Genomic DNA, 23,650 nt, shown 5'->3' with positions numbered 1-23,650 from the left:
AACACCGCCTGAGCGAACAGGTCACGTTTGCGTCAACTGGAAAGGCGCACACCTGGGACACGGCCGGACGCCACAGGGCGACCGGCGTGGATCAGGAGAACGCCGATGTTCACCAAGACCGCACGGACCCGTTTGGCCGCCGCCCTGGCCTTCGGCGGACTCGCCTTCGCGGCGCCGGCCATGGCCGCGCCCCTCGGCCGCGATGCCGGCCTGCAGGCGGAAGCCGGCGACGTCCAGACCGTCCAGTACGGCTACGGCTACGGGCACCGCCACGGCGGCTGGGGTCACCGCGGCTACGGCCCGCGCCATCACCACCACGGCTGGGGCCGGGGCCACCATCACGGCTGGGGGCACCGCGGCTTCGGCCCGCGTCACCATCACCACGGCGGCTGGGGCCATCGCCACGGCTACGGCCGCTGGTAAGGGCTCCGAGCCCGCCGCGCCCGGCCACGGCTCCGTGATGGCCGGGCGCGCCCGCTAGCCGGCGCCCACCCGCTCGAGGACGGGCGGGCGCTCCGGCGGCGCGTTGCCCATTCGGTAGGCCGCCCGCAGCGCGGCCTCCGCCCGGTCCGCGGCGGCCTCGTCGGCCGCGTGGACGATCCCGAGCAGCCCGCCGGACGATCCGGGACCGGCGAGATCCGTGAAGCCGACCCGCGGGTCGACCGGATCCTCCGGCCGGGTGCGGCCGCCGCCGAGCCCGATCACCGCCAGGCCCAGCGCCCGCGTCGCGATCCCCGCGACGGTCCCGTCCTGACGGACCGCCCGGCGCACCGGCGCGGCGGGCAGATGCGCCTCCGGCCGCTCCAGGAGATCGCCCGGTCCGCCGAGCGCCGCGATCATGCGGCCGAAGCCCTCGGCCGCCCGGCCCGAGGCGAGGGCCTGCTCCAGCCGCTCCGCGGCGCTATCGCGGTCCGGCGCCAGGCCGCCGACGACCAGCATCTCGGCGCCCAGCGCCACCGTGACCGCGTGGAAGCGCGGCTCGCGGCGCGCGCCCGTCAGGTAGTCGAGCGCGTAGGCGATCTCGACGGCGTTGCCGGCCGCGCTGGCGAGCGGCGCGTCCATGTCGGTGATCAGCGCGGCGGTGTGCAGGCCGGCCCCCTCCGCAACCGTGACGATGCTCTGGGCCAGCGCCCGCGCCTCAGGCACGCCCGCCATGAAGGCGCCGGAGCCCTGCTTCACGTCCATCACGAGCCCGTCGAGCCCGGCGGCGAGCTTCTTCGACAGGATCGAGGCGGTGATCAGGTCGCGGGACTCGACCGTGCCGGTGACGTCGCGGATCGCGTAGAGGCGCCGGTCCGCGGGCGCGAGTTCGGCGGTCTGGCCGATGATGGCGCAGCCGACCTCCGCGACGACCCGGCGGAACGCGTCGAGCCCGGGCGTGGCGTCGTAGCCCGGGATGCTGCCGAGCTTGTCCAGCGTCCCGCCGGTATGGCCGAGGCCGCGCCCCGAGATCATCGGAACGTAGCCGCCGCAGGCCGCGACCATCGGGGCGAGCGGCAGGCTCACCGCGTCGCCGATGCCGCCGGTGGAGTGCTTGTCGAGGACGGGCCCGGGCAGGTCCCAGGCGAGGATCCGGCCCGATTCCGCCATTGCGCGGGTGAGCGCCACCCGCTCCGGCAGCGACAGGCCGCGGAAGAACACCGCCATGGCGAAGGCCGCCGCCTGCCCCTCCCCGACCGTGCCGTCGGTGAGGCCGCGGATGAAGGCCCCGATCTCGTCCGGATCGAGGGGCTGGCCGTCGCGCTTGGCCCGGATCGTCTCCTGAGGCAGCCGCACGCTCACAGCGTCCGCGCCCGCATCAGGGTCTCGAACAGGCTGCTCGCCCCGAGCCGGAAGGTTCTCGGGCTCACCCAGCCGGGACCCATCAGCCGGTCGGCGAGGTCGAGGTAGGTGGCGGCGTCGGCGACGCTGCGCAGGCCGCCGGAGACCTTCAGGCCCGCGGGGCGGCCGCCGGCGCGGATCTCGGCCAGCATCGCCTCGGCGGCTTCCGGGGTCGCCGAGACCGGGCTCTTGCCCGTGGAGGTCTTCAGGAAGTCGGCGCCCGCCTCCAGGGCGATCCGGCTGGCCTCCCGGATCCGCTCCGGCTCGGCGAGCGCACCCGTCTCCAGGATCACCTTCAGGGTCGCGGATCCGCAGGTGTCGCGCACGGCCTCGACCATGTCGCGGGCCACCGCCGCCTCGCCCCGCAGCAGCGCGCCGTAGGGCAGGACGAGGTCGATCTCGTCGGCGCCGTCGCGCAGCGCCTCGGCGGTGTCGTCGGTGGCGCGGGCGCAGTCCTCGCCGCCCGCGGGGAAGTTGATCACCGTGGCGATCCGGATCGCGGTGCCCGCGAGCGCCCGCGCGCCCTGCGCGACGAAGCGCGGCCAGACGCAGATCGCCGCGACGCCGCCGCGCTTCGCGTCCCGGCAGAGGACGTCGATCCGGGTCTCGGTGCAGGTCTCGCCGAGATCGGTGAGGTCGAGGAGCGGCAGGGCCCGGCGTGCGACCGCGCCGGCTTCGGGGTCAGTCATCGGCTGTCTCTCCGTCGGGCAGGCCGGCCACGAACGCCCGGACCAAGCGGCCGAGATCCTCCGCGGCCCGGGCCGCGACTTCCTTCGTCTCCGCGTGGTGCGGCGCGCCGCCGGCAATGCCGGCCGCGAGGTTCGTCACCACCGAGACCGCCGCCACCGGCAGGTCGAGGAACCGGGCGAGGATCACCTCCGGCACGGTGGACATGCCCACGAGGTCGGCGCCCAGGATGCCGGCCATCCGCACCTCCGCGGGCGTCTCGAAGCTCGGGCCCGAGAACCACGCGTAGACTCCCTCCCCCAGGGGCACGCCGCAGGCCCCGGCCGCCGCGCGGAGCCGCGCCCGCAGGTCCGGGTCGTAGGCCTCGGTCATCGGCACGAACCGGGCGTCGCTGGCCTCGCCGATCAGCGGGCTCAGGCCGGAGAGGTTGATGTGGTCGGCGAGCAGCACGAGGCAGCCGGGCCCGGTCGCGGGCCGCAGCGATCCGGAGGCGTTGGTGAGGAGCAGGCGGCGGGCGCCGAGGTGCCGGGCGCAAGCGAGCGGCACCCGCATCGCCGCCGGGTCACCGCGCTCGTAGGCGTGGGCCCGCCCCTCGAAGATCAGGACCGGCCGCCCGGCGAGGCGGCCGCGATGCAGCCGGCCGCCGTGGCCGCTGACACCGGGCCCCGGAAATCCGGGGATCGCCGCGTAGTCGACGGCGCGCGCGTCCGTGAGGGCCGCCGCGATCCCGCCGAGGCCGGTGCCGGTCACCACCGCGCAGGCGTAGGGACCCGCGAAGCCGGCGGCGCGCAGGGCGTCGCGGGCGGCCGCCTCACTCACCGAGCGTCTCCGGGCCGAAGGATTCCGGCAGCAGCTCCGCCAGCGTGAAGGTGCGGGCGACCCCGCCCGGACCGGCGGCGTGGATCGGGGTGTCCGGCCGGGCGAACTCGCGGATGCGCTGGCGGCAGGCGCCGCAGGGCGTCACCAGGCCGTTGCCGTCGCCGCAGACCAGGATCGCCGCGATGCGCCGGCCGCCGGCCGCCACCATGGCGGCGATCGCCCCGGCCTCCGCGCAGGTCCCGACCGGGTATGCGGCGTTCTCGACGTTGCACCCGGCGTGGATCGCGCCGCGCTCGTCGCGCAGCGCGGCCCCGACGGGGAAGCGGGAATAGGGCGCGTGCGCGTGCGCGCGCACCGCGCGCGCCGCCTCGAACAGGGCTGCGAGCCCGTCATCGTCCCGTGCTGGGTCCCGTGCTGGATCCGCGGCCTGCATGGCCGATCTTTGGCACCCGCCGGGGCGCCCTGTCGAGGCCCCGGGCGGGAGTCCGGCGCGGCGCTCAGCGGGTCGCCGGACCGGCGCCGAGGAGGCTCGCCGCCTGACGCAGGTCCGCGTCGCTGCGCGGGCCGCTCAGGGCGTAGGCGGTGTCGCCCGCGTTCCACGAGACGACGTCGCCGTCGTCCGAGCCGGTGATGAGCGTCGTCGGTCCGCCGCGGATGCCGCGGGTGGCGAACAGCGACGCCTCGCCGAAGCGCTCGGTCTCCAAGGCGACCTCGATCCCGGTGCCGTGCCGGGCGGGGAAGACCTGGATGTCGCGCACCCGCCAGCCGTCCGGCAGGGCCGGCAGGTCGATGCCGGTCGCCGAGCGGAGCCGCGCCCGGTCGTAGACCGGATCGTCGGCCTGGCCACCGATGCTCTTGCGCAGCTGCGCCACGACCCGGGCCTGCCGCGCGTCGGCGATCAGGGCCGGATCCGGGGTCGCCGCCAGGGTGTCGGGAACGCCGAAGCGGCCGATCTCGTCGTGGGCCAGCCAGCCCGCGCCCACGAGCACCGCGATCGCGGCGGCCCGCTTCAGGCGCGAGGCGACGCGGCGCCAGCGCAGGTTCCGGTCGAAGCGGCGCGCCAGGACCATGTTCCGGTCCGGCCCGGGCCCCGGAACGCGCTCGAAGCAGGCCCTGAGGGCGTCGCGATCGTGCATCTCGGCCATCACCCGGGCCGCGGCCTCGGGATTGGCCGCGAGGTGCGCCTCGACGTCGAGACGGCGCATCGGGTCGATCTGGCCGTCGACGAAGGCGATGAGATCGTCGTCTGTGATCGGATCGATCATCGTGAAGTCCTCGAATCCAGCGTGCCCGGAGGCGATCCGCCGGTCGCAATCGTCAGTCGGCACCGGCGCCCGCGGGTGCCGGTCCTTCATCAGCTCCGCGCTCAGCTCTCTCCGACGGCGCGTCGCAGAGGCCAGGCGGACCTTTCCCGCGGCTCGTCGGACACGACGAGCCGGAGGGTGGAGGGCGGTCCGCGCCGCGTCTCGGGTGTCTTGGCGGGCTCCGCCTCGTCGGAGCTGCGGTCGGTCCGCGTCCCCTCCTCGAAGGCCCGCAGAGCCGCCCGGCCGCGGCCGAGACGGGACATCAGCGTGCCGATCGGGATGCCGAGGACGGCCGCCGCGTCGGCGTAGGCCATGCCTTCCAGGGTGACGAGGTGGAGCGCCGCGCGCTGCTCCTCCGGCAGCTTGAGGAAGGCCTGCCGGATCTGGGCGAGGCGCACCTGACCCTCCTGGGCCGGCGGCGCCATGTCCTCGGTCATCCGGACCAGTGTGTCGGCGTGCCGCGCCTCGACCTGCCGGCGGCGCTGCTCGTCGATGAAGGCGTTGTGCAGCACCGTCATCATCCAGGTGCGCAGATTGGTGTTCGGCCGCAGCGAGCCCTGCATCTCCAGGGCCCGCACCAGCGTGTCGTGCACGAGGTCGTCGGCCCGCAGCGTGTCGCGGGTGAGCGACCGCGCGTAGCGCCGCAGGGGCACCAGCAGGTCGAGGAGGTCCGCGCGCTTGTTCTTGTCCGATGCCATGATGTGTGAACGCGGGGGCCGCACGTTTAATCCCGCCTGCCGGCCCGGCGTCGCGGTCAGGCCTGGTCGAGGGTGGCGGCGATCCCCGAGATCACCCGCGGATCGGTCGGCTCGACCTGCGTGGCGAAGGCCGCCGCGAGGCTGCCGTCGCGGGCGATCAGGTACTTGTGGAAGTTCCAGCGCGGCGTCTCGGCGGGGCGCTCGGCCGCCGCCCAGCGGTAGAACGGGTGGGCGCCCGGCATCTTCACCCGGGTCTTGGCCGTGAGCGGGAAGGTGACGCCGTGATTCCTCCGCGCCGCCTCCGCGATGGCCTGGCCGTCCAGGGGTTCCTGGTTGCCGAAATCCGGCGACGGGACGCCCAGCACGATGAGCCCGCGATCGCCGAACCGCGTCCAGATCGTCTGCAGCCCGGTGAGCTGCCCGGCATAGCCGCAAGCTGTCGCGGTGTTGACCACGAGAATCGGCTTCCCCGCGTAGGCGGAGAGCGGCATCGGCGCGGCCTCCGGGGTCTCGAAGGCGAAATCCGTGGCCCGCGCGGTGCCGGCGGGCTGCTCCGCGGCGCGGGCGCCGCCGGCGAGACCGGCACCGATCAGGATCAGGGCCTCGCGGCGCAGCAGCGTCATGGCGGTGACCTCTTCGCGACCTCGTCGCGCCACTGAGCGCGCGATTTTCCGCGCGGCAACGCGCCCGACCCGCCACGGTTTCATGCGCCGCGACGGTCGTTTCGACGCAGGCTCGACCGCCGCGGATCGGAAGGCCGGCGGGCGGCCTCAACCGGTCCGGACCGTGTCGAGGAAGCGGCCCACTTCCACGTCGAGCTGTTGAGCCTGCCCCAGCAGCCCGGACGCCGCCTCGAGCACCTGTGCGGCGGCGCTCCCAGCCCCCTCCGCCGAGCGGGCCAGGGCCGTGATGTTGTTGGTGACGGCTCCGGTCCCGAGTGCCGCCTGCCCGACGTTCCGGACGATCTCCTGGGTCGCCGAACCCTGCTCCTCGACCGCCGCGGCAATCCCGCTCGACACTGCACTGATCTCGTTGATGCGGCTGACGACCCGCGTGATCGCGTCGGAGGCGTCCCCGGTCCAGGACTGGATCTCGCCGACCTGTCGGGCGACCTCCTCGGTCGCCTTGGCGGTCTGCTCGGCCAGTTCCTTGACCTCGCTCGCGACCACCGCGAAGCCGCGACCCGCCGCGCCGGCGCGGGCCGCCTCGATCGTGGCGTTGAGGGCCAGCAGGTTGGTCTGGCCGGCGATGCCCGAGATGAGGCCGACCACGTCGCCGATCCGCGTCGCGCTCTCCCGCAGGCTGCGCATCAGGTCCGCGGATCGTCCGGCCTCCGCGACGGCCGTGTCGGCGAAGTCGGCCGCCGTCTGCACCTGACGGCCGATCTCGTGAATGGTCGTGCCGAGTTCCTCGGCGGCGGCAGCCACCGTGCTGACATTCGTGGCCGCCTGCTCGGCCGCCGCCGCGACCGTCGTCGACTGGTCGGCCGTCTCGGCCGCAGCGAAGCTCATGCGCGCGGCCGTGGATTCGAGTTCGCTCGCCGCCGACGAGACGGCCCGCACCACACCGCCGACCGCCGCCTGGAAGCCGTCGGCCATCTCGACCATCGCGGCCTTGCGTTGCGCATCGAGGGCGGCACGGGCCTGCGCAGCCTCGGCTTCGAGGGTCGCGGCTCGGACGAGGCCGTCGCGGAAGACTCGGACCGCATCGGCCATGGCGCCGATCTCGTCACCGCGGCCGACTCCGGGCACTTCGGTCCGGAGATCGTTCGCCGCCATCCGGGTCATCGCGGCCGTGATGGCGCGGACCGGCTTGGCGATGCCGATCTGCAGGAGCGCCAGACCGATCAGCCCGATGCCGGCCATCAGGCCGAGGCCGATCAGGCTCGCTGAACGCGTCGCCGCGATGGCCGTCGCCGCGGCCTGAGCCCGGCCGTTCATCAGCGCGCGCTCCGTGTCGGCGATCTCGGCCGTCTTGGCGCGGATCTCGTCCATGATCGCCTTGCCGACGCCCGAGATCATGATCCGGCGCGCCTCTTCCCGCGTCGCGGCATCGCGCATCAGGGCGATCTCGCGATCCGCGAACGCGCTGCCCCAGCGATCAGCCAGCGACTTCAGGTCCGTCAAGCGTGCCTGCTGCGCGGGGTTGTCCGCCACCAGCCGCCGCATCTCCGACCAGGCCGCCGCGAAGGCCTCACGTCCGGCCGTCTCGGGCTCGAGGAAGCGCGGCTCCGCGGCGATCAGGTAGCCGCGCAGGCCGGTCTCCCGATTCACCATCGCGAGGCTCATCCGCTCGACCTGTTCCAGCACCGCCTGCGTATGCTCGATCCGGTCCTGAGCTTCCCGGATGTCACCGATGTTCCGCAAGGTTATGCCGGCCACGACCAATGTAACGATGAGCATCGTGCCCATGACAAGAGCGATCTTGATGCTGATCCTGTAGTCAGACATACGAAATGACATGTCTCGGGCTCTCCCCGCGGTGAGTGAGTCGCCGCCTCATCAACCGCGCTCTGCCCGTAGACGCTTCATCGTCGCTTATGAAGAAAAATTTTTATTAACTCGAAGTCAGACCAAAATACATATACGCAAACTCCCTTCCTTCCACCGAACATCAGGCCGATAATCTGCCAGATCCGACAATCTTTGACAGATCTCGACAGAAAATTGTCTTGATATCAATTATTCGTACACGGCCCGAAGGGCCCATCACTGATACGTCTGCTGAAGGTCGACCGTGCAATCCCGGCCGATCCGCTCGTAGTTCTCGGCGAGCCAGGCCTGCGCGGCGGCGCGGCCCTTGTCGCGCAGGCGCTTGAACACGGTCCAGCGCGCGTCGAGCTTGGAGGCGGCGTTATAGTCTTCGAGGGCGTCGGTGCCGTCGATCCGGTGCACGAGGACCCGGCGGTACTGGCCCTGGCCGAGGGTGCCCTCCTCGATCAGCCCGTCCAGGAAGTCGATCGCCCGCAATTCGCGCATCAGATTCGCGTTGAACGTGATCTCGTTGAGCCGGTCGCGGATCTCGGCCTCCGTGCGCGGGGTCTCGCGCCGCTCCACGGGGTTGATCTGCACGAGCAGGATGTCGCGGGTCTGGGCGCCGCGGTGCAGGGGGTAGAGCGGCGGGTTGCCGAGGTAGCCGCCGTCCCAGTAGGGCACGCCGTCGATCTCCACCGCCTGGAAGACCGTGGGTAGGCAGGCCGAGGCCATCAGGTGGTCGACGGTCAGGCGCTCGCGCTCGAACACCGCGAGCTTGCCGGTCCAGACGTTGGTCGCCGACACGAACAGGCCCGCCGTGTCGGCCTCGCGGAGGCGGTCGAAATCGACCTGCTCGGCGAGCGCCTTGCGCAGCGGATTGATGTTGAGCGGGTTCGACACGTAGGGGCTCGGCGCCAGCATCTTGGCCCAGAACTCGGCCACCGGGTTGCCCTTCCACAGGCTGAACAGGCCGCTCACGAGGTTGCGCTGGGCCGGCCCCAGGTCGCCGTCGAGGCTGACCTCGCGCCAGAACCGCTCCAGACCCTCGCGGGCCCCGTCCGGGCCGCCCTTCAGCCAGCCATCCACCAGGACGACGGCGTTCATCGCCCCGGCGCTCGCCCCCGTCACCGCCTCGAAGCCGAGGCGGCCGTCCTCGATGAGCGCGTCGAGCACGCCCCAGGTGAAGGCGCCGTGCGCGCCGCCGCCCTGGAGGGCGAGCGCCACCGGCTTCTCGAACTTGGGCCCGGCGAGCGCGGGGCCCGGCACCTGCGTCGGCTGCGCCTCGATCGCGTCGGTGACGGGCGATTCGGGAACGGCGGTGGCGGGGTTGTGCGGCTCGGCGCCACCGAATTGCTCGCTCATGTCGGCCTCCTGATCCACCACACAGATGGGATGCTGCGATGCAGCATCAACCGTGCGACGGGATCGCGGCGGGGTGCCCGCCCCGCGCCGGCACCTGTCCCGGCCTGAGCGAATCGGCAACAGAGTCCGACGAAAACCGGCTAGCGACGGCGGCGGGTGCCGCCGGGACGTGCAGGAAACTCGACATCCGCGCCCGGATACGACATGACAGCCGCGATGCTGTCCTGCGCGATGCTGCCCCGCGCGGCGCCGGGTTGACGCGGCGCCGGGTCGTCCGCAGCTAACCCGCGGCAGCCCCGAAGTTCCGGCGAGGCGTGTCCCCGGGACCGGGCCCGGCAGCCGTCACGGCTCCGGCACCCGCGAGGCGCGCCCGCGAAAGTCCACGATGGAAGTCATGGAAGCCACCCGTTCCGAGAACCCCGCCGACAACCCGCTGGCCGGCGGCGGACCGGAGATCGCCGGCCCCGCCCCGCGCCACCGCACCGTCGGCGTCACGGTCGGTGAGGGCGAGGGCGCGGTCACCGTCGGCGGCGGCGCCCCGATCGTCGTCCAGTCGATGACCAACACCGACACGGCTGACATCGACGCCACGGTGGCGCAGGTCGCCCAGCTCGCCCGGGTCGGCTCGGAGCTCGTGCGCATCACAGTCGACCGCGACGAGGCGGCCGCCGCGGTGCCGAAGATCCGCGAGCGCCTCGACCGGATCGGCGTCCACGTGCCGCTGGTGGGCGACTTCCACTACATCGGCCACAAGCTGCTCGCCGACCACCCGGCCTGCGCCGAGGCGCTGGCCAAGTACCGGATCAACCCCGGCAACGTCGGCTTCAAGGACAAGAAGGACACGCAGTTCTCGGCGATCATCGAGCAGGCGATCAAGCACAACAAGACCGTGCGGATCGGCGCCAACTGGGGCTCGCTGGACGGCGAGCTGCTCACCCACCTGATGGACGAGAACGCCAAGGCGCCGCGGCCGATCGACGCCCGGGCGGTGATGCGCGAGGCGATGGTCCGCTCGGCGATCAGCTCGGCCGACCGAGCCGTGGAGCTCGGCCTGCCGCAGAACAAGATCATCCTCTCGGCCAAGGTCTCGGCGGTGCAGGACCTGATCGCCGTCTACCGCGAGGTGGCGCGCCGCTCGGACTACGCCATCCATCTCGGCCTCACCGAGGCCGGCATGGGATCGAAGGGTCTCGTGGCCGCCTCGGCCGCCATCGGCGTGCTGCTCCAGGAGGGGATCGGCGACACGATCCGGTACTCGCTGACCCCCGAGCCCGGCGGCGACCGGACCGTCGAGGTCAAGGCCAGCCAGGAACTCCTGCAGACCATGGGGTTCCGCACCTTCGTGCCGATGGTGGCGGCCTGCCCGGGCTGCGGCCGCACGACCTCGACCACGTTCCAGGAACTCGCCCGCGACATCCAGAACTGGATCGTCACCTCCATGCCGGAGTGGAAGAAGACCTATCCGGGCGTCGAGGGGCTGAACGTGGCCGTGATGGGCTGCATCGTGAACGGCCCGGGCGAATCGAAGCACGCCGATATCGGCATCTCGCTGCCCGGCACCGGCGAGACCCCGACCGCGCCGGTCTTCATCGACGGCAAGAAGGCGATGACGCTCCGCGGCCCGACGCTGGCCAAGGACTTCGAGACGATCGTGATCGACTACATCGAGCGCCGATTCGGCCAGGGCGGGAACCGCACCGCCGCCGAGTGACGGGCGGGCCGACGCGCAGGTCCCGCGAGACGGAGACCGCGTCGCCTCCCGCCGTCGCTCCGGGGCGCCGCGCGTCCGGTTAACGTTGGCGGCGTGGCCCGCCGTGCCGAGACCCAGCTCCGCGTTCTTCGCGGGTGCACACGGTTTCCGGGCGCACGAGGGCATGATAGCAAGGCCGCACGATCCCGCGAGCGGTCGGCCCGGTGGCCGGCCCGCACGGTTCGGCGGAGTCTTCGCGTTTTCTGCCCGGCCCCGACTGGCCCCTGAGCCGAACCGCGAAGCGCCGGCCACGCCCGAGCTTCCGACATCCGCATGAGCCAAACCTTCGCACCCGGCGTAGCCCCCCAGCCCGCGCCCGCAGCCCCCGACGCCGCGCGCGCGGCCGCCCAGGCCGCCGACGAGACCGGCGCCCCGGCGCCGACGCACGGGCCGGCCACCGCCGGCAGCCTCGACGCCCCCGAGAAGGCCGAGACCCAGCACGGCCATGCCGGGTTCTGGACGCTGCTGGTCGGCTCCGTCGGCGTCGTCTACGGCGATATCGGCACCAGCCCGCTCTACGCGTTCCGCGAGGCCCTGGTCCCGGCCCGGACCGACGGCATCCTGCTGCCCGAGGAGGTGATCGGCACCGTGTCGCTGATCCTCTGGGCCCTCTTCATGATCGTGACGGTCAAGTACGTCGCGATCCTGCTGCGCATGGACAACAACGGCGAGGGCGGCATCCTCTCGCTGATGGCGCTGGCCCGGAAGGCGCTCGGCGGCTCGCGCATCGTGTTCATGCTGGGGCTCCTCGGCGCCTCGCTGTTCTACGGCGACGCGGTGATCACGCCGGCGATCTCGGTCCTCTCGGCGGTGGAGGGCCTGAAGCTCGTCACGCCCGCCCTCGACGAGTACGTCCTGCCGATCACCGTGGTGATCATCGTCGCGCTGTTCCTCGTGCAGAACCGCGGGACCGGGAAGGTGGCGGCCTTCTTCGGGCCGGTGACCGTCGTGTGGTTCCTCGCCATGGCGCTCGCGGCGCTGCCGCACATCACCCTGCACCCGGAGGTGTTCCGCGCGCTCAATCCCTGGCACGCCGTGCACTACCTGCTCGGCCACGGCAGCGGCGCGCTGATCGCCCTGGGGGCGGTGTTCCTGGCGGTGACCGGGGCCGAGGCCCTGTTCGCCGATCTCGGTCATTTCGGCCGCAAGCCGATCCAGGTGGCCTGGATCTGCCTCGTCTTCCCGGCGCTCGCCCTCAACTATCTCGGGCAGGCGGCCCTGGTGCTGGAGAAGCCCGACACGGCCGATCCGTTCTTCCAGCTCGTGCCCGCCTGGGGCCTGCTGCCGATGGTGGTGCTCGCCACGATCGCCACCGTGGTGGCGAGCCAGGCGGTGATCACCGGCGCCTTCTCGCTGTCCCGGCAGGCGATCCAGCTCGGCCTGCTGCCGCGGCTGGAGATCCGCCACACCTCCGAGTCGCATGCCGGCCAGATCTACCTGCCGCAGATCAACGCCCTCCTGATGTTCGGCGTGGTGCTGCTCGCCGTGCTGTTCAAGACCTCGTCGTCGCTGGCATCGGCCTACGGCATCGCGGTGACCGGCACGATGCTGCTCACCGCCTCGCTGACCTTCCTGGTGATGTGGCGCATGTGGAAGTGGTCGCCGGTCGCGGCGGCCGCCGTGATGCTGCCCTTCATCGTCCTCGAGTTCCTGTTCCTGCTCTCCAACCTGATCAAGGTCGTGGAGGGCGGCTACGTACCCCTGCTGCTCGCGGGCGGCCTCATCATCCTGATGTGGACCTGGGTGCGCGGGGTGACGATCCTGTTCAACAAGACCCGCAAGACCGACGTGCCGCTGGTCGAGCTGGTCGGCATGCTGGAGAAGAGCCCGCCCCACCACGTGCGCGGCACCGCGGTGTTCCTGACGAGCGATCCCGAGATCGCCCCGGCGGCGCTCCTGCACAACCTCAAGCACAACAAGGTGCTGCACGAGAAGAACGTGATCCTCACCGTCGAGACGGTGGACACGCCGCGCTCGAACGAGGCCGACAAGGTGCGGATCGAGCCGGTGGGCCCGCATTTCTACAAGGTCGTGATGAAGTTCGGCTACATGGAGACGCCGAACATCCCGAAGACGCTGGTGCTGCTGCGCCGCCAGGGCTTCAAGTTCGACATCATGGCGACGTCGTTCTTCCTATCGCGCCGCTCGATCCGGCCGGCGGCGCATTCCGGCATGCCGCTCTGGCAGGACCGGATCTTCATCACCCTCGCCAAGAACGCCAACGACGCGACGGACTTCTTCCAGATCCCGACCGGGCGCGTGGTGGAGGTCGGGACGCAGGTGACGGTCTGAGGGCCGCACGCTGGTGTAGATCGGCGGAAGAGCTTATCTACATCGTGCCCGAGGGCCGACCGCATGCCGATCAACGTCAACAATCCCGAGGCCGACGCGCTGACACGCCGGTTCGCCGCCCTGGTGGGAGTCGGCATCACCGAGGCGATCGTCATCGCCATGCGCGAGGCGATCGAGCGCCGCCACCGGGAGGAGTCCCCGCGGGAGACCGCCGCACGGGTGCGTCAGAAGCACGGGGTCGCGCTCAGCGAGACCGCCCGCGTGCCTCTCGCGCGGGACGCGTATGACGCGATGTGGGAAAGCGTCTGATGTTCGTGGATGCGTCCGCGATCGTGGCCCTGCTCGCCGACGAGCCCGAGGCCGAGCGGATCTCCACGGCGCTCGCCTCGGCACGCCAGTGCAGAACGTCGCCCGTTGCCGTCCTCGAAACGGTGCTGGCCCTCGCGCGGCCCGACAAGTTCGACATGACGGTCGAGGCGGTCGGGCCGATCGTCCTCGAATTTCTCGAAGCCAGGGGCATCGAGATCTGCGACCTGCCGCCGGCCATCGAGACGACGGCGCTCGCCCTGTCGGCCGCGCATCGATACCGGGCCGGCCGCCACGGCCTCAACCTCGGCGATTGTCTCCACTACGCGGCGGCACGGTTCTACCGCACGCCGATCCTGGCCACGGCCGACGAGTTCCGCAGGACGGATCTGGAGACCGTGCCGTGACGGTCTACGACCGACGTGCCTCGATTGCTACCAGAATGGGTCAGTGCCAGGGGATCTGAGTTGGACGCGAAACGCCGTCCTCGCGAGCGAAACGACTGAGGATCGACACGCTATGTCGGGGCGTAACGATGCGTTCGCGCTTCGAACCAACCGCGGCCACGGCGCGCGGCTGACCGGAACGCCGGCCTGAATCGACTGGCCCGCGTCTCCGCATCGATGGTCGCCCATGTGCGCCGCCGCACGCGGCGTGCCCGGGGCGCAGAGGCTCGGGGATGACCGGCCGCGTCCCCGCGTTGCGCCCACCCCGCCGCGTGCCTTAGAATATTTATTATTCTGAGCTTGAGCGTTCGCCCCGCGGCCTGTCCGCACCGGGGAACGTGAGCCGGCTAAGCCGGCCGAGGCCCCCGGCCCGGCTCGGACCCGACTGATCGCCGCTCCGGCGCCGCCAGACAGGACGCAACGATGATCAAACTCACCGTGAACGGGGCTGCGCGCAGCTTCGACGGCGACCCCGACATGCCGCTGCTGTGGTACCTGCGGGACGAGCTCGGGCTCACCGGCACCAAGTTCGGCTGCGGCGTGTCGCTCTGCGGGGCCTGCACCATCCATCTCGGCGGCGCGGCGACCCGCGCCTGCATCACGCCCGTCTCGGCGGCCGCCGGCCAGGAGGTCGTGACCATCGAGGGTCTGTCGCCGGACGGCAACCATCCCGTGCAGGTGGCGTGGCGCGACCAGAACGTCGCCCAGTGCGGCTTCTGCCAGTGCGGCCAGATCATGCAGGCGGCCGCCCTCCTCAAGGACACGCCGAAGCCCACCGACGACGACATCGACACCACGATGAGCGGCAACATCTGCCGCTGCGGCACCTACCCGCGCATCCGCGCCGCGATCCATCAGGCCGCCGGCCAGACGGCGCCCGCCAGCAAGGGAGAGCGCCTGTGATCCACGACGCCAAGCTCACCGCTGAGCTCGCCGCCGGCACCAGGCCGGCCCTCGACAATGTCAGCCGCCGCGGCATCCTCGGCGGTGCCGGCGCCCTGGTGCTGGCCCTCTCGCTCCGCCCCGCTCGGGCCGACGAGACCCAGACCCAGGAGCAGAAGGAGCAGAAATTCGGCGCCGACGGCATGCCGCACGGCTGGCGCGACGACCCGAAGGTCTTCGTCGCGATCGCGCCGGACGGCACCGTCACCGTGACCAACCACCGCTCCGACATGGGTCAGGGCATCCGCACTTCGGTGGCCTTCACGGTCGCCGACGAGCTGGAGGCCGACTGGTCGAAGGTGAAGGTGGTCCAGGCCTGGGGCGACGAGACCCGCTTCGGCAACCAGGACACCGACGGCTCGCGCTCGACCCGCCACTTCTTCCAGCACTTCCGCCACGCCGGCGCCGCCGCGCGGCTGATGCTGATCCAGGCGGCGGCCAAGCAGTGGGGCGTGCCTGCCTCCGAGGTGACGGCTGTCAACCACACCCTGACCCACGCCAAGTCGGGCCGCACCCTCGGCTACGGAGCGGTCGCCAAGGCCGCCGCCGAGCTGCCGGTTCCGACCGACGTCAAGCTGAAGGACCCCAAGGACTTCCGCTACATCGGCACCGGCAAGGTCGGGCTGATCGACAACTTCGACATCACCACCGGCAAGGCGATCTACGGCCTCGACACCAAGCTCGACGGGATGCTGTACGCGGTCGTCGCGCGCCCGGCCGTCTACGGCGGCACGGTGAAGTCCTTCGACGACAGCGAGGCCAAGAAGGTCCCGGGCGTCGTGAAGATCTTCAAGATCGACGCCACCCCGATCCCCTCGGAGTTCATGCCGCTCGGCGGCGTCGCCGTGGTGGCCAAGAACACCTGGGCAGCCCTGAAGGCCCGGGACGCGCTCAAGATCACCTGGGACGACGGCCCGAACGCCGGCTACGATACCGACGCGTTCCGCAAGGAGCTGGAGGCCGCCGCGCGCAAGCCCGGCAAGGTCGTGCGCACGCAGGGCGACGTCGACGGCGCCATGGCCAAGGCCAAGACCAAGGTCCAGGCCGAGTACTTCGTGCCGCACCTCGCCCAGGCCCCCATGGAGCCCCCGGCGGCGGTAGCCCGGGTGAAGGACGGGTTCTGCGAGGCCTGGGCCTGCGTCCAGGGTCCGCAGGCCGCCAACGACCGCCTGATGAAGGCGCTCAAGCTGCCCGACGACAAGGTCAAGGTGAACGTCACGTTGCTCGGCGGCGGGTTCGGGCGCAAGTCGAAGCCCGATTACGTGGTCGAGGCGGCGCTCTGCTCGCAGGCCGTCGACGGCGCGCCGGTGAAGCTGGCCTGGACCCGCGAGGACGACCTCCACCACGGCTTCTACCACACGATCTCGGTGGAGCGGCTGGAGGCCGGCCTCGACGACAAGGGTATGCCGGTGGCGTGGCTGCACCGCTCGGTGGCTCCGACGATCGGCTCGATCTTCGCGCCCGACCCGAAGCACGAGCTGCCGTTCGAGCTCGGGATGGGGCTGGTCAACACGCCGCTCGACATCCCGAACATGCGGCTGGAAAACCCCGAGGCCGCCGCGCATGCCCGCATCGGCTGGTTCCGCTCGGTGTCGAACATCCCGCACGCCTTCGCGATCCAGTCCTTCGTGTCGGAGCTGGCGCACGCCGCCGGCCGCGAGCCGAAGGAGTACCTGCTCGCGCTCATCGGACCCGATCGCAAGATCAGCCCGACCGAGATCGGCGACGTCTGGAACTACGGCGAGGACCCGAAGCGCTACCCGATCGAGACCGGCCGCCTGCGCGGCGTGATCGAGGCGGCCGCCAAGGGCGCGGGCTGGGGTCGCCAGATGCCGAAGGGCACCGGCCTCGGCATCGCCGGCCACTACAGCTTCGTCACCTACACGGCGGTGGCGGCCGAGGTGGAGGTCGACGACAAGGGCCAGGTCCAGGTGAAGGCGATCGACATCGCGGTCGATTGCGGCCCGCAGGTGAACCCGGAGCGCATCCGCTCGCAGATGGAGGGCGCCGTGGTCATGGGGATGGGGCTCGCCCTCACCTCCGAGATCACCTTCAAGCAGGGCCGGGCGGTCCAGAACAACTTCGACGGCTACGAGGTCCTCCGGATCGACGCCGCCCCGAAGGCGGTCCGCGTGCACTTGGTGCCGACCGGCCGCTGGGACGGTCCGCTCGGCGGCGTCGGCGAGCCCGGCGTGCCGCCGGTGGCGCCGGCCATCGCCAACGCGATCTTCGCGGCCACCGGCCGGCGGGTCCGGCAATTGCCGATCCGCGATCAGCTGAGCGCCTGAACCGTCACCCGTCGCGAGGCGTTGGGGCCGTGGGGAAACCCGCGGCCCCATTCTCTTGGAAAGTACTCGACCCGATGATGCGTCCCGCCCTGACGGCCTGCCTGACCCTGATCCTGACGGCGGCCCCCGCCCTCGCCTCGCCCTGCGGCGACCGGATCGAGGGCGTCTCCAAGCGGGTCCAGTCCGAGCTGACCCAGTCGATCTCCGCCTCGACCAGCGGCCAGGGTAACGCCGCCAAGCGCGGCGGCGAGGGTGTCACCGGGACGGAGGGCCAGCGGGCAAACGAGTCGCCGCAGGCGCCGCCGGAGAAGTCGGCCCAGGCCGGCCAGGGCGCGGACGCCGCCCAGCAGGCGAAGGTCGCCCTGGAAGAGGCGCGCACGGCGGATCAGAAGGGCGACGCGCAGGCGTGCGAGGCGGCGCTCACCCGCGCTGAGCAGCAGCTGAAGAAGGCACCCTGAGGGGCTGAAACGCTTCCCGGTTATCCGTTTCTGCCCCACCGGCTTTGCGAGGGGAGCGAAGCAACCCAGGGTCACGCCAAGCCTTCCGAGGTCGCGCTGCCCTGCGTCGCTTCGCTCATGATGACGGAGCGCGTAATACCCCAGCCTCCGTCAGGTCCGAGCCGGCCCGTCACGGTTGGCTCAGGGCCGGCCGCGAGCGCAATTCGATCCGCGTGACGTACGTCCGGGGAGAGCCCCGTCACCGCCCCAGCGCGCTGATCTCGATCACGAATTTCCGCCGCAGCGCCCTGGAGAAATCGCTGTAGCCGGCAGCCGCCAGCAGGAAGGCGCCCGGGCCTCCGATGACGTGCGCGCGGTACCACTGCTCCAGGCCCGTGCGCTCCTGCGGCAGCGGCGTCGGGAGCAGGCCGTAGCCGGGCGCCCGGTAGGCCCCGGCCCCGACCACGTCGTTCTCGCCCGGCACCAGGATCGGCAGGCCGTTGATCGTCGCGCCGGTGTCGAGCAGTGACCGGTGCGCCTCCGCGAGACTGGCGGCGTCGGTGCAGTTGTCGATCCCGTCGCCGGAGACGTCGACCACCACGCGCTCGGCCGGGACCGGGAGCGCCGGGAGCACGGCGGCGGTCACGGTGCGGAACATCTGGCCGAGGCAGGTGAACTCGCCCGCCTGGCGCGGCGTCGCCCGCACCAGGGCCGCGGCCGCCGCGGCGTCGGCCTGGCCGGCGATCCGCCGCCAGCCGACCGCGAGGGTCGCCCGGTCGGCCCAGGTCACCATCGCGAACAGGATCCCGCCCGGGTTGCCGGTGATCGCGCCGAGGACCGACGGGTCCTCCAGGGCCTCGGCGATGCCCTCCATCTGCAGCCGGAAGCGCGCCTCGTCGACGGATTGCGACACGTCCACGGAGACGACCAGCGCGGTGGCGACGCTCTCGGGCGCGGCCTGAACGGGCTCGGGTGTGGCGGGCGCGAGCCCGAGGAGCAGCAGGACGGCGCCCCGCAGGACGCCGCGGCGGATCCGTCGCGAACCCGTCCGCATCATCGACCTCGGCGCTACCGGAAGGCGCGGCCCTGCGGCCGTCGCGCATCCGTTAGGCCACGTTTCGGCGTCGCGCGAAACCGGCCTTTCGGGGGGCCCGCCGCGCGGACCCACCCGTCGGACCGACGCGCCGCGGGGCAGGCCCGGATGCGCGTCGGCAGGGTGTGGTTCGGGCGCGAAGCCCGGCCCCGGTGAGGAAGGTTCGCTCCGGCGGCGGTGGCCCGCTCATCTCGGAGGTTGCCCGTCCTCCGGCCCCGTCCCTGGGCCGGCCGCGGGGTCGTCGAGGGCGGCCTCGGCCGCCCCGGAAGCTGCCTCAGGCCGCCGCGGCGGCGAGGGCGTGCGGGTTGCCGTTCAGGCCGGCGCAGAGATCGTCGATCTCTGCGAGGTCCAACGCCTCGCCGGCCCGGCCGGCGATGGTGTCGATCAGGTGATCCTGACGGGGGTCGAACGGATGACCCTGCATCCGGTAGAACTGGTAATAGCGCAGTGCCGCCAGGACGGTGTCACGCTCGCGGTCGGTTACGGTGAAGTGCTGCATGGGTAGTTGCTTCCCCTTGTGGCTTCAACGAACGCTCGGGTAGGCCGCGACGCCGATCCCGAGCTTGACTGTTGTAACCCGTGGGCAACTGCCCGACCAGTTCTTGACAGCTCGCGCCGATGTGATTCGCGTCATTTAAGATTTTGATCCTGGCCCGGTCCGGCAGATCACGGGCCGAGAAACCCCGTTCGCACAACAGGTTGGCGAGCCCGACGGCGAACGCCGCGTGGTGGGCCCCGTCTGCGGCCGGTCCCGAATCCCCGCCGTCGGCCGGTCGCCCCGCTAGAGGCCGAGTTCGTCGAGGTAGCACGGCAGCGCGACGCTCGCCGGCCCGTAGCGGGTCGCGTCGAAGGCGTCGGCGTTGTCGGACGGCTCCAGGTTGACCTCGCAGGTCGGGATGCCGAGGGCCTGGGCCTGCCGCACGTAGCCGGCCGCCGGGTAGACGGCCCCCGACGTGCCCACGGCCACGAACAGGTCGGCCTCGGAGAGCGCCGCCTCGATCGCGTCGCGGTGCATCGGCATCTCGCCGAACCAGACCACGTCCGGCCGCATCCGGCCCGGAGTGCTGCAGGTGGGGCAGCTGTCCGCCCGGCTCAGATCGGCGCGCCACGGGGTGACCGCGCCGCAGGCGCAGCAGCGCGCCTTGAGCAGCTCGCCGTGCATGTGGGTGACCGCCCGCGAGCCGGCCCGCTCGTGCAGGTCGTCGACGTTCTGGGTGCACAGGAACAGCCGCCCGCCCCGGTCGGCGATCCGCGCCTCGGCCCGCGCCAGAGCGAAGTGCGCGGCGTTCGGCTCGGCCGCGACCACGCCGCGGCGGCGATGGTCGTAGAAGTCGAGCACCGTGTCGGGATCGGCCGCGTAGGCCTCCGGTGTGGCGAGCTTCATCGGGTCGAACCGCGCCCAGATCCCGCCGCGGTCGCGGAACGTGCCGAGCCCGCTCTCGGCCGAGACGCCGGCCCCGGTCAGCACGAAGATCGTCTTGGGATGGTCGCTCACGCGCGGCTCCTGTTCGCCTGAGAATGGCCGGATATGTCCACTGGTTGGCGGTGCGGTTTCTTTCCCGCTGCGTCCCACCGGTGAATGCTGCGGCTCGCTTCACTGAGCGGGAGACACGAAATGTCCGATGTTGCGCTGCTGGTCATCGATGTCCAGGAATCCTTCCGGCACAGGCCCTTCTGGAACGACGCCGATGTCCCGCCCTTCACCGCGCGCCTGCAGGCGCTCATCGACGGCGCCGCCGCGCGGCGGATCCCGGTCCTGCAGGTGTTCCACGTGGCCGAGAGCGGCCCGTTCGCCATCGCCTCCGGCCACGTCCGTACCCTCGCGCCGGTCGTGATCGCGCCGACGGCCACCTTCCACAAGCGCCGGCACAGCGCCCTGGTCGATAGCGGCCTGTCGGGCTGGCTGACGCAGCACGGCATCCGCCGGCTGATCGTGTCGGGCATCCGGACCGAGCAGTGCTGCGAGACCACGGCCCGCCACGCCTCCGACAGCGGCTGGCAGGTCGACTACGTGACCGAGGCCACCCTGACCTTCGCCATGACCCACCCGGACGGCCGCCGCTTCGGCGCGGACGAGATCAAGGCCCGCACCGAGCTGGTGCTGACCGACCGGTTCGCCCGGATCGCCACCGTGGACCAGGCGCTGGCCGGCCCGGACCTGCCGGTCGCCGCGTGAGCGGGGCGGCGCGGCACATCCCGGTCCTCGTGGTCCTGCCGCCGCGCGCGCTGCTGCTCGACCTCGCCGGCCCGCTGGAGGTGCTGCGGATCGCCGGCACCGTCCAGGACCGGATCGGCTTCGCGGTGGCGTACGCGGCACCGCGGGCGCTCACCCGCTGCTCGATCGGGCTCGACCTGGGCGGTGCCGGACCGCTGCCGGAGACGGTGGCGGACGGGACGGTCGTGCTCCTGCCGGGCTCCGCGACGCAGGTGCTCGGCGACGCGCCGGACCCGGCGGCCGACGCCGACGCGGAGGCCGAGATCGTCGCGTGGCTGCGCGGCGTCATCCGGCCGGGCCACACCGTGGCGACCGTCTGCGAGGGCGCGCTGCTCGCGGCGCGGGCCGGGCTCCTCGACGGCTACGCCTGCACCACCCACCATGCCAGCTGCGACCGGCTGAGGGCGGCGGCCCCCGAGGCCCGAGTCGTGGACAACCGCCTGTTCGTGCAGGACCGCGACCGGTTCAGCAGCGCCGGCGTCACGGCCGGCATCGACCTGATGCTGCACCTCGTGGCGGAGTGGGCGGGCCCGGCGACGGCGGTCGCCGTCGCGCGGACGCTCGTCGTGTACATGCGGCGCGGGCCCGACGATCCCCAGCTCTCGCCCTGGCTCGAGGGGCGCAGCCATCTGCACCCGGCGGTCCACCGGGCCCAGGACGCGATCGCCGCCGACCCGGCCCGGGACTGGTCGCCGGCGCTGCTCGGCCAGGTCGCGGGCGCGAGCCCGCGCAACCTCGCGCGGCTGTTCCGGCTCCACGCCGGCATGACCGTGACGGACGCGGTCAACCGGTCCCGCGTCGCGCTAGCCCGGGAGCTGATCGCGCAGAGCGACCTCGGCCTGGAGCAGGTCGCCGAGCGCGCCGGCTTCGGCTCCGCCCGGCACATGCGCCGCGTCTGGCGGCAGTTCCACGCAGCGGCGCCATCGCGCCTGCGTGCCGGACCCGCGGACGGGGCGTCCGCGCCGGTCCGCCCGAGGCACCCCGCGAGACACCTGTCCTTGCGAGCGGAGCGAAGCAATCCAGGGTAGCGCTCCGCTTTCCGGCGTCGCGCGCCCCTGGGTCACGTCGCTGCGCTCGTGATGACGGGAGAGCGACGACGGCCGAAGATCTCGGCCGGAACCGTGGTTCCGCGTATGGCGCTGCCCGCTGGACCCGAACGGCCGCCTGTGACCTCCTGCGGTGCCGACCGCGTCCGCCCGAATCGGCGCGGACCGTGCATCGGCCCGGCGCGCCCGCTGGCGCGGAGGAGTGAGCGGCATGCCTGAATTCGACCTTGCCATCCGGGGCGGCACGGTGGTCACGGCGAGCGACACGGTCCGGGCCGATATCGGCGTGCGCGGCGGGCGGATCGTCGCGGTGGCCGAGGGTATCGCCGACGCCGCCCGGGTGATCGACGCCTCCGGCCTGCTGGTCCTGCCGGGCGGCATCGACAGCCACGTCCACATCGCCCAGGATTCTGGCCCCGGCATCGTCATGGCCGACGATTTCGCCAGCGCCACCCGGGCGGCGGCGGCCGGCGGCACCACCTGCGTGATGCCCTTCGCGCTCCAGCCCCGGGGTGCCTCGCTGCGCGGCGCCGTCGACGCCTACCGGGCCAGCGCCGAGGGCCAGTGCCACGTCGACGTGGCGATCCACATGATCATCTCGGACCCGACCGAGGCGGTGCTCGGCCAGGAGCTGCCGGCCCTGGTCGCCGACGGCTACACCTCGTTCAAGGTCTTCATGACCTACGACGACCTCGTGCTGAACGACCGCCAGCTCCTCGACGTGTTCCACGTCGCGCGGCGGCAGGGCGCCCGGGTCATGGTCCACGCCGAGGGCTACGACGCGATCCGCTACCTGAGCGAGCGGCTGGAGCGGGCGGGCGAGACCCGGCCCTACGGCCACGCCCTGTCGCGCCCGGAGATCGTCGAGCGGGAGGCGGCCCACCGGGCGATCAGCCACGCCGAGCTGATCGACCTGCCGATCGTCATCGTCCACGTCTCGGGCCGCGAGGCCACCGAGCAGATCGCCTGGGCGCAGGCGCGCGGCCTGAAGATCCGGGCCGAGACCTGCCCGCAATACCTCACCCTCACGGCCGAGGACATGAAGGGTCTCGGCCAGGAGGATCTCATGGCGGGGGCGAAGTACGTCTGCTCGCCGCCGACGCGGGACGTCGAGAGCCAGGAGGCGGTGTGGTCGGGGATCCGCCGCGGGATCTTCGACGTGGTCTCGTCCGACCATTGCCCGTTCCGCTACGACGACCCGCAGGGCAAGCTGAACCCGCGGGGGAAGACCTCCTTCCGCTGGATCCCGAACGGCATTCCCGGCATCGAGACGCGGCTGCCGGTGTTCTTCTCGGAGGGGGTCTCGAAGGGGCGGATCAGCCTCAACCAGTTCGTCGCGCTCACCGCCACGAACCACGCGAAGCTCTACGGGCTCTACCCGCGCAAAGGCTCGATCGCCCCGGGCTTCGACGCCGACCTGACCCTGTGGGACCCGAACCGGCGCGAGACCATCCGCCAAGCGAACCTGCACCACGGCTCCGACTACACGCCCTGGGAAGGCTTCGACGTCACCGGCTGGCCGGTCATGACCATCGCGGGCGGGCAGGTCATCGCCGAGGACGGCCGGGTCCTGTCCGAGCCGGGGCGCGGGCGGGTGCTCGACCGGGCCGTCGATCCGGCCGAGCGGCGGGACGCCTGACGGCCGCGCTGGCCCGCCGCTTGCCTGCAGC

23 protein-coding genes are annotated in these 23,650 nt (G+C 72.2%); 11 read left to right on the top strand and 12 right to left on the bottom strand.

All coding sequences use genetic code 11. The features are described 5' to 3' along the window. Nucleotides 1–105: 105 nt before the first annotated feature. Nucleotides 106–423 (top strand): hypothetical protein, encoded by a 318-nt coding sequence (locus tag C4T42_RS21440; protein ID WP_020093831.1) that lies wholly within the window; start codon nucleotides 106–108, stop codon nucleotides 421–423. Between the two features lie 54 nt (nucleotides 424–477). On the opposite strand, the gene deoA is transcribed toward C4T42_RS21440, so the two are convergent. The 9 genes from deoA to C4T42_RS21395 form a co-directional block, all read right to left on the bottom strand. Further along, nucleotides 478–1,776 (bottom strand): thymidine phosphorylase, encoded by a 1,299-nt coding sequence (deoA, locus tag C4T42_RS21435; protein ID WP_103985847.1) that lies wholly within the window; start codon nucleotides 1,774–1,776, stop codon nucleotides 478–480. A gap of 2 nt (nucleotides 1,777–1,778) precedes the next feature. Further along, nucleotides 1,779–2,510: a deoxyribose-phosphate aldolase gene (gene deoC, locus C4T42_RS21430; RefSeq protein WP_020093833.1), complete on the bottom strand. Its 732-nt coding sequence runs from the start codon at nucleotides 2,508–2,510 to the stop codon at nucleotides 1,779–1,781. Continuing rightward, a complete protein-coding gene (locus tag C4T42_RS21425) occupies nucleotides 2,503–3,327 on the bottom strand; it encodes a purine-nucleoside phosphorylase (protein WP_020093834.1) in 825 nt (274 codons plus the stop codon). Before C4T42_RS21425 ends, deoC begins: the two co-directional genes overlap by 8 nt. Then, nucleotides 3,320–3,760 carry a cytidine deaminase gene (locus C4T42_RS21420; RefSeq protein WP_020093835.1) on the bottom strand — a complete coding sequence of 147 codons (441 nt, stop codon included), beginning with the start codon at nucleotides 3,758–3,760 and terminating at the stop codon, nucleotides 3,320–3,322. Before C4T42_RS21420 ends, C4T42_RS21425 begins: the two co-directional genes overlap by 8 nt. A gap of 64 nt (nucleotides 3,761–3,824) precedes the next feature. After that, nucleotides 3,825–4,592, bottom strand: coding sequence for an anti-sigma factor (locus C4T42_RS21415; protein WP_026605029.1), 768 nt, complete (start codon nucleotides 4,590–4,592; stop codon nucleotides 3,825–3,827). A gap of 101 nt (nucleotides 4,593–4,693) precedes the next feature. Further along, the gene (locus C4T42_RS21410) at nucleotides 4,694–5,329 is read right to left on the bottom strand and encodes a sigma-70 family RNA polymerase sigma factor (RefSeq protein WP_020093837.1); all 636 of its coding nucleotides are present in this window, start codon (nucleotides 5,327–5,329) and stop codon (nucleotides 4,694–4,696) included. Nucleotides 5,330–5,385: 56 nt separating this feature from the next. After that, on the bottom strand, nucleotides 5,386–5,952 hold the full coding sequence (locus C4T42_RS21405) for a glutathione peroxidase (protein ID WP_020093838.1): 567 nt from the start codon (nucleotides 5,950–5,952) through the stop codon (nucleotides 5,386–5,388). Nucleotides 5,953–6,099: 147 nt separating this feature from the next. Continuing rightward, on the bottom strand, nucleotides 6,100–7,779 hold the full coding sequence (locus tag C4T42_RS21400) for a CHASE3 domain-containing protein (RefSeq protein ID WP_244603255.1): 1,680 nt from the start codon (nucleotides 7,777–7,779) through the stop codon (nucleotides 6,100–6,102). A gap of 258 nt (nucleotides 7,780–8,037) precedes the next feature. Next, nucleotides 8,038–9,165 carry a patatin-like phospholipase family protein gene (locus C4T42_RS21395; RefSeq protein ID WP_103985865.1) on the bottom strand — a complete coding sequence of 376 codons (1,128 nt, stop codon included), beginning with the start codon at nucleotides 9,163–9,165 and terminating at the stop codon, nucleotides 8,038–8,040. A 385-nt stretch (nucleotides 9,166–9,550) separates the two neighbouring features. On the opposite strand from C4T42_RS21395, the gene ispG reads away from it, so the two are divergent. From ispG to C4T42_RS21360, 7 genes are all read left to right on the top strand, one after another. Beyond that, nucleotides 9,551–10,876 (top strand): flavodoxin-dependent (E)-4-hydroxy-3-methylbut-2-enyl-diphosphate synthase, encoded by a 1,326-nt coding sequence (ispG, locus tag C4T42_RS21390; RefSeq protein WP_026605032.1) that lies wholly within the window; start codon nucleotides 9,551–9,553, stop codon nucleotides 10,874–10,876. A gap of 312 nt (nucleotides 10,877–11,188) precedes the next feature. Continuing rightward, nucleotides 11,189–13,207 (top strand): potassium transporter Kup, encoded by a 2,019-nt coding sequence (locus tag C4T42_RS21385; protein ID WP_056523636.1) that lies wholly within the window; start codon nucleotides 11,189–11,191, stop codon nucleotides 13,205–13,207. Between the two features lie 63 nt (nucleotides 13,208–13,270). Next, complete coding sequence (locus C4T42_RS21380) at nucleotides 13,271–13,516, top strand: type II toxin-antitoxin system VapB family antitoxin (RefSeq protein ID WP_103985845.1); 246 nt, start codon at nucleotides 13,271–13,273, stop codon at nucleotides 13,514–13,516. Next, nucleotides 13,516–13,920, top strand: a complete 405-nt coding sequence (locus C4T42_RS21375) for a type II toxin-antitoxin system VapC family toxin (protein ID WP_103985844.1) — start codon at nucleotides 13,516–13,518, stop codon at nucleotides 13,918–13,920. The genes C4T42_RS21380 and C4T42_RS21375 overlap by 1 nt, the downstream gene beginning before the upstream one ends. 462 nt (nucleotides 13,921–14,382) lie before the next feature. Next, nucleotides 14,383–14,862, top strand: coding sequence for a (2Fe-2S)-binding protein (locus tag C4T42_RS21370; protein ID WP_020093844.1), 480 nt, complete (start codon nucleotides 14,383–14,385; stop codon nucleotides 14,860–14,862). Then, nucleotides 14,859–17,189 (top strand): xanthine dehydrogenase family protein molybdopterin-binding subunit, encoded by a 2,331-nt coding sequence (locus C4T42_RS21365; protein WP_103985843.1) that lies wholly within the window; start codon nucleotides 14,859–14,861, stop codon nucleotides 17,187–17,189. Before C4T42_RS21370 ends, C4T42_RS21365 begins: the two co-directional genes overlap by 4 nt. Nucleotides 17,190–17,263: 74 nt before the next feature. Next, entirely contained in the window at nucleotides 17,264–17,647 is a 384-nt protein-coding gene (locus C4T42_RS21360; protein WP_020093846.1) for a hypothetical protein, read from the top strand. A gap of 238 nt (nucleotides 17,648–17,885) precedes the next feature. On the opposite strand, the gene C4T42_RS21355 is transcribed toward C4T42_RS21360, so the two are convergent. The 3 genes from C4T42_RS21355 to C4T42_RS21345 form a co-directional block, all read right to left on the bottom strand. Next, entirely contained in the window at nucleotides 17,886–18,680 is a 795-nt protein-coding gene (locus C4T42_RS21355) for a DUF1194 domain-containing protein (protein ID WP_042672366.1), read from the bottom strand. Nucleotides 18,681–18,993: 313 nt separating this feature from the next. Beyond that, nucleotides 18,994–19,218: a hypothetical protein gene (locus C4T42_RS21350; RefSeq protein ID WP_012320868.1), complete on the bottom strand. Its 225-nt coding sequence runs from the start codon at nucleotides 19,216–19,218 to the stop codon at nucleotides 18,994–18,996. Nucleotides 19,219–19,500: 282 nt separating this feature from the next. Next, the gene (locus C4T42_RS21345; RefSeq protein ID WP_020093848.1) at nucleotides 19,501–20,214 is read right to left on the bottom strand and encodes an NAD-dependent deacylase; all 714 of its coding nucleotides are present in this window, start codon (nucleotides 20,212–20,214) and stop codon (nucleotides 19,501–19,503) included. 120 nt (nucleotides 20,215–20,334) lie between these two features. On the opposite strand from C4T42_RS21345, the gene C4T42_RS21340 reads away from it, so the two are divergent. The 3 genes from C4T42_RS21340 to hydA all read left to right on the top strand — a co-directional run bounded on the left by C4T42_RS21340 (nucleotide 20,335) and on the right by hydA (nucleotide 23,619). Next, on the top strand, nucleotides 20,335–20,895 hold the full coding sequence (locus tag C4T42_RS21340) for an isochorismatase family protein (RefSeq protein ID WP_020093849.1): 561 nt from the start codon (nucleotides 20,335–20,337) through the stop codon (nucleotides 20,893–20,895). Further along, the gene (locus C4T42_RS21335; RefSeq protein ID WP_020093850.1) at nucleotides 20,892–21,962 is read left to right on the top strand and encodes a helix-turn-helix domain-containing protein; all 1,071 of its coding nucleotides are present in this window, start codon (nucleotides 20,892–20,894) and stop codon (nucleotides 21,960–21,962) included. Before C4T42_RS21340 ends, C4T42_RS21335 begins: the two co-directional genes overlap by 4 nt. A 229-nt stretch (nucleotides 21,963–22,191) precedes the next feature. Continuing rightward, nucleotides 22,192–23,619: a dihydropyrimidinase gene (gene hydA, locus C4T42_RS21330; RefSeq protein ID WP_020093851.1), complete on the top strand. Its 1,428-nt coding sequence runs from the start codon at nucleotides 22,192–22,194 to the stop codon at nucleotides 23,617–23,619. The last annotated feature ends 31 nt before the right edge of the window (nucleotides 23,620–23,650 follow it).

It is taken from the genome of Methylobacterium sp. 190mf (assembly GCF_900107945.1).
Taxonomy (GTDB): domain Bacteria; phylum Pseudomonadota; class Alphaproteobacteria; order Rhizobiales; family Beijerinckiaceae; genus Methylobacterium.
Note: the sequence above shows the minus strand (reverse complement) of the source record. Positions and strands in the feature narration are given on the sequence as shown.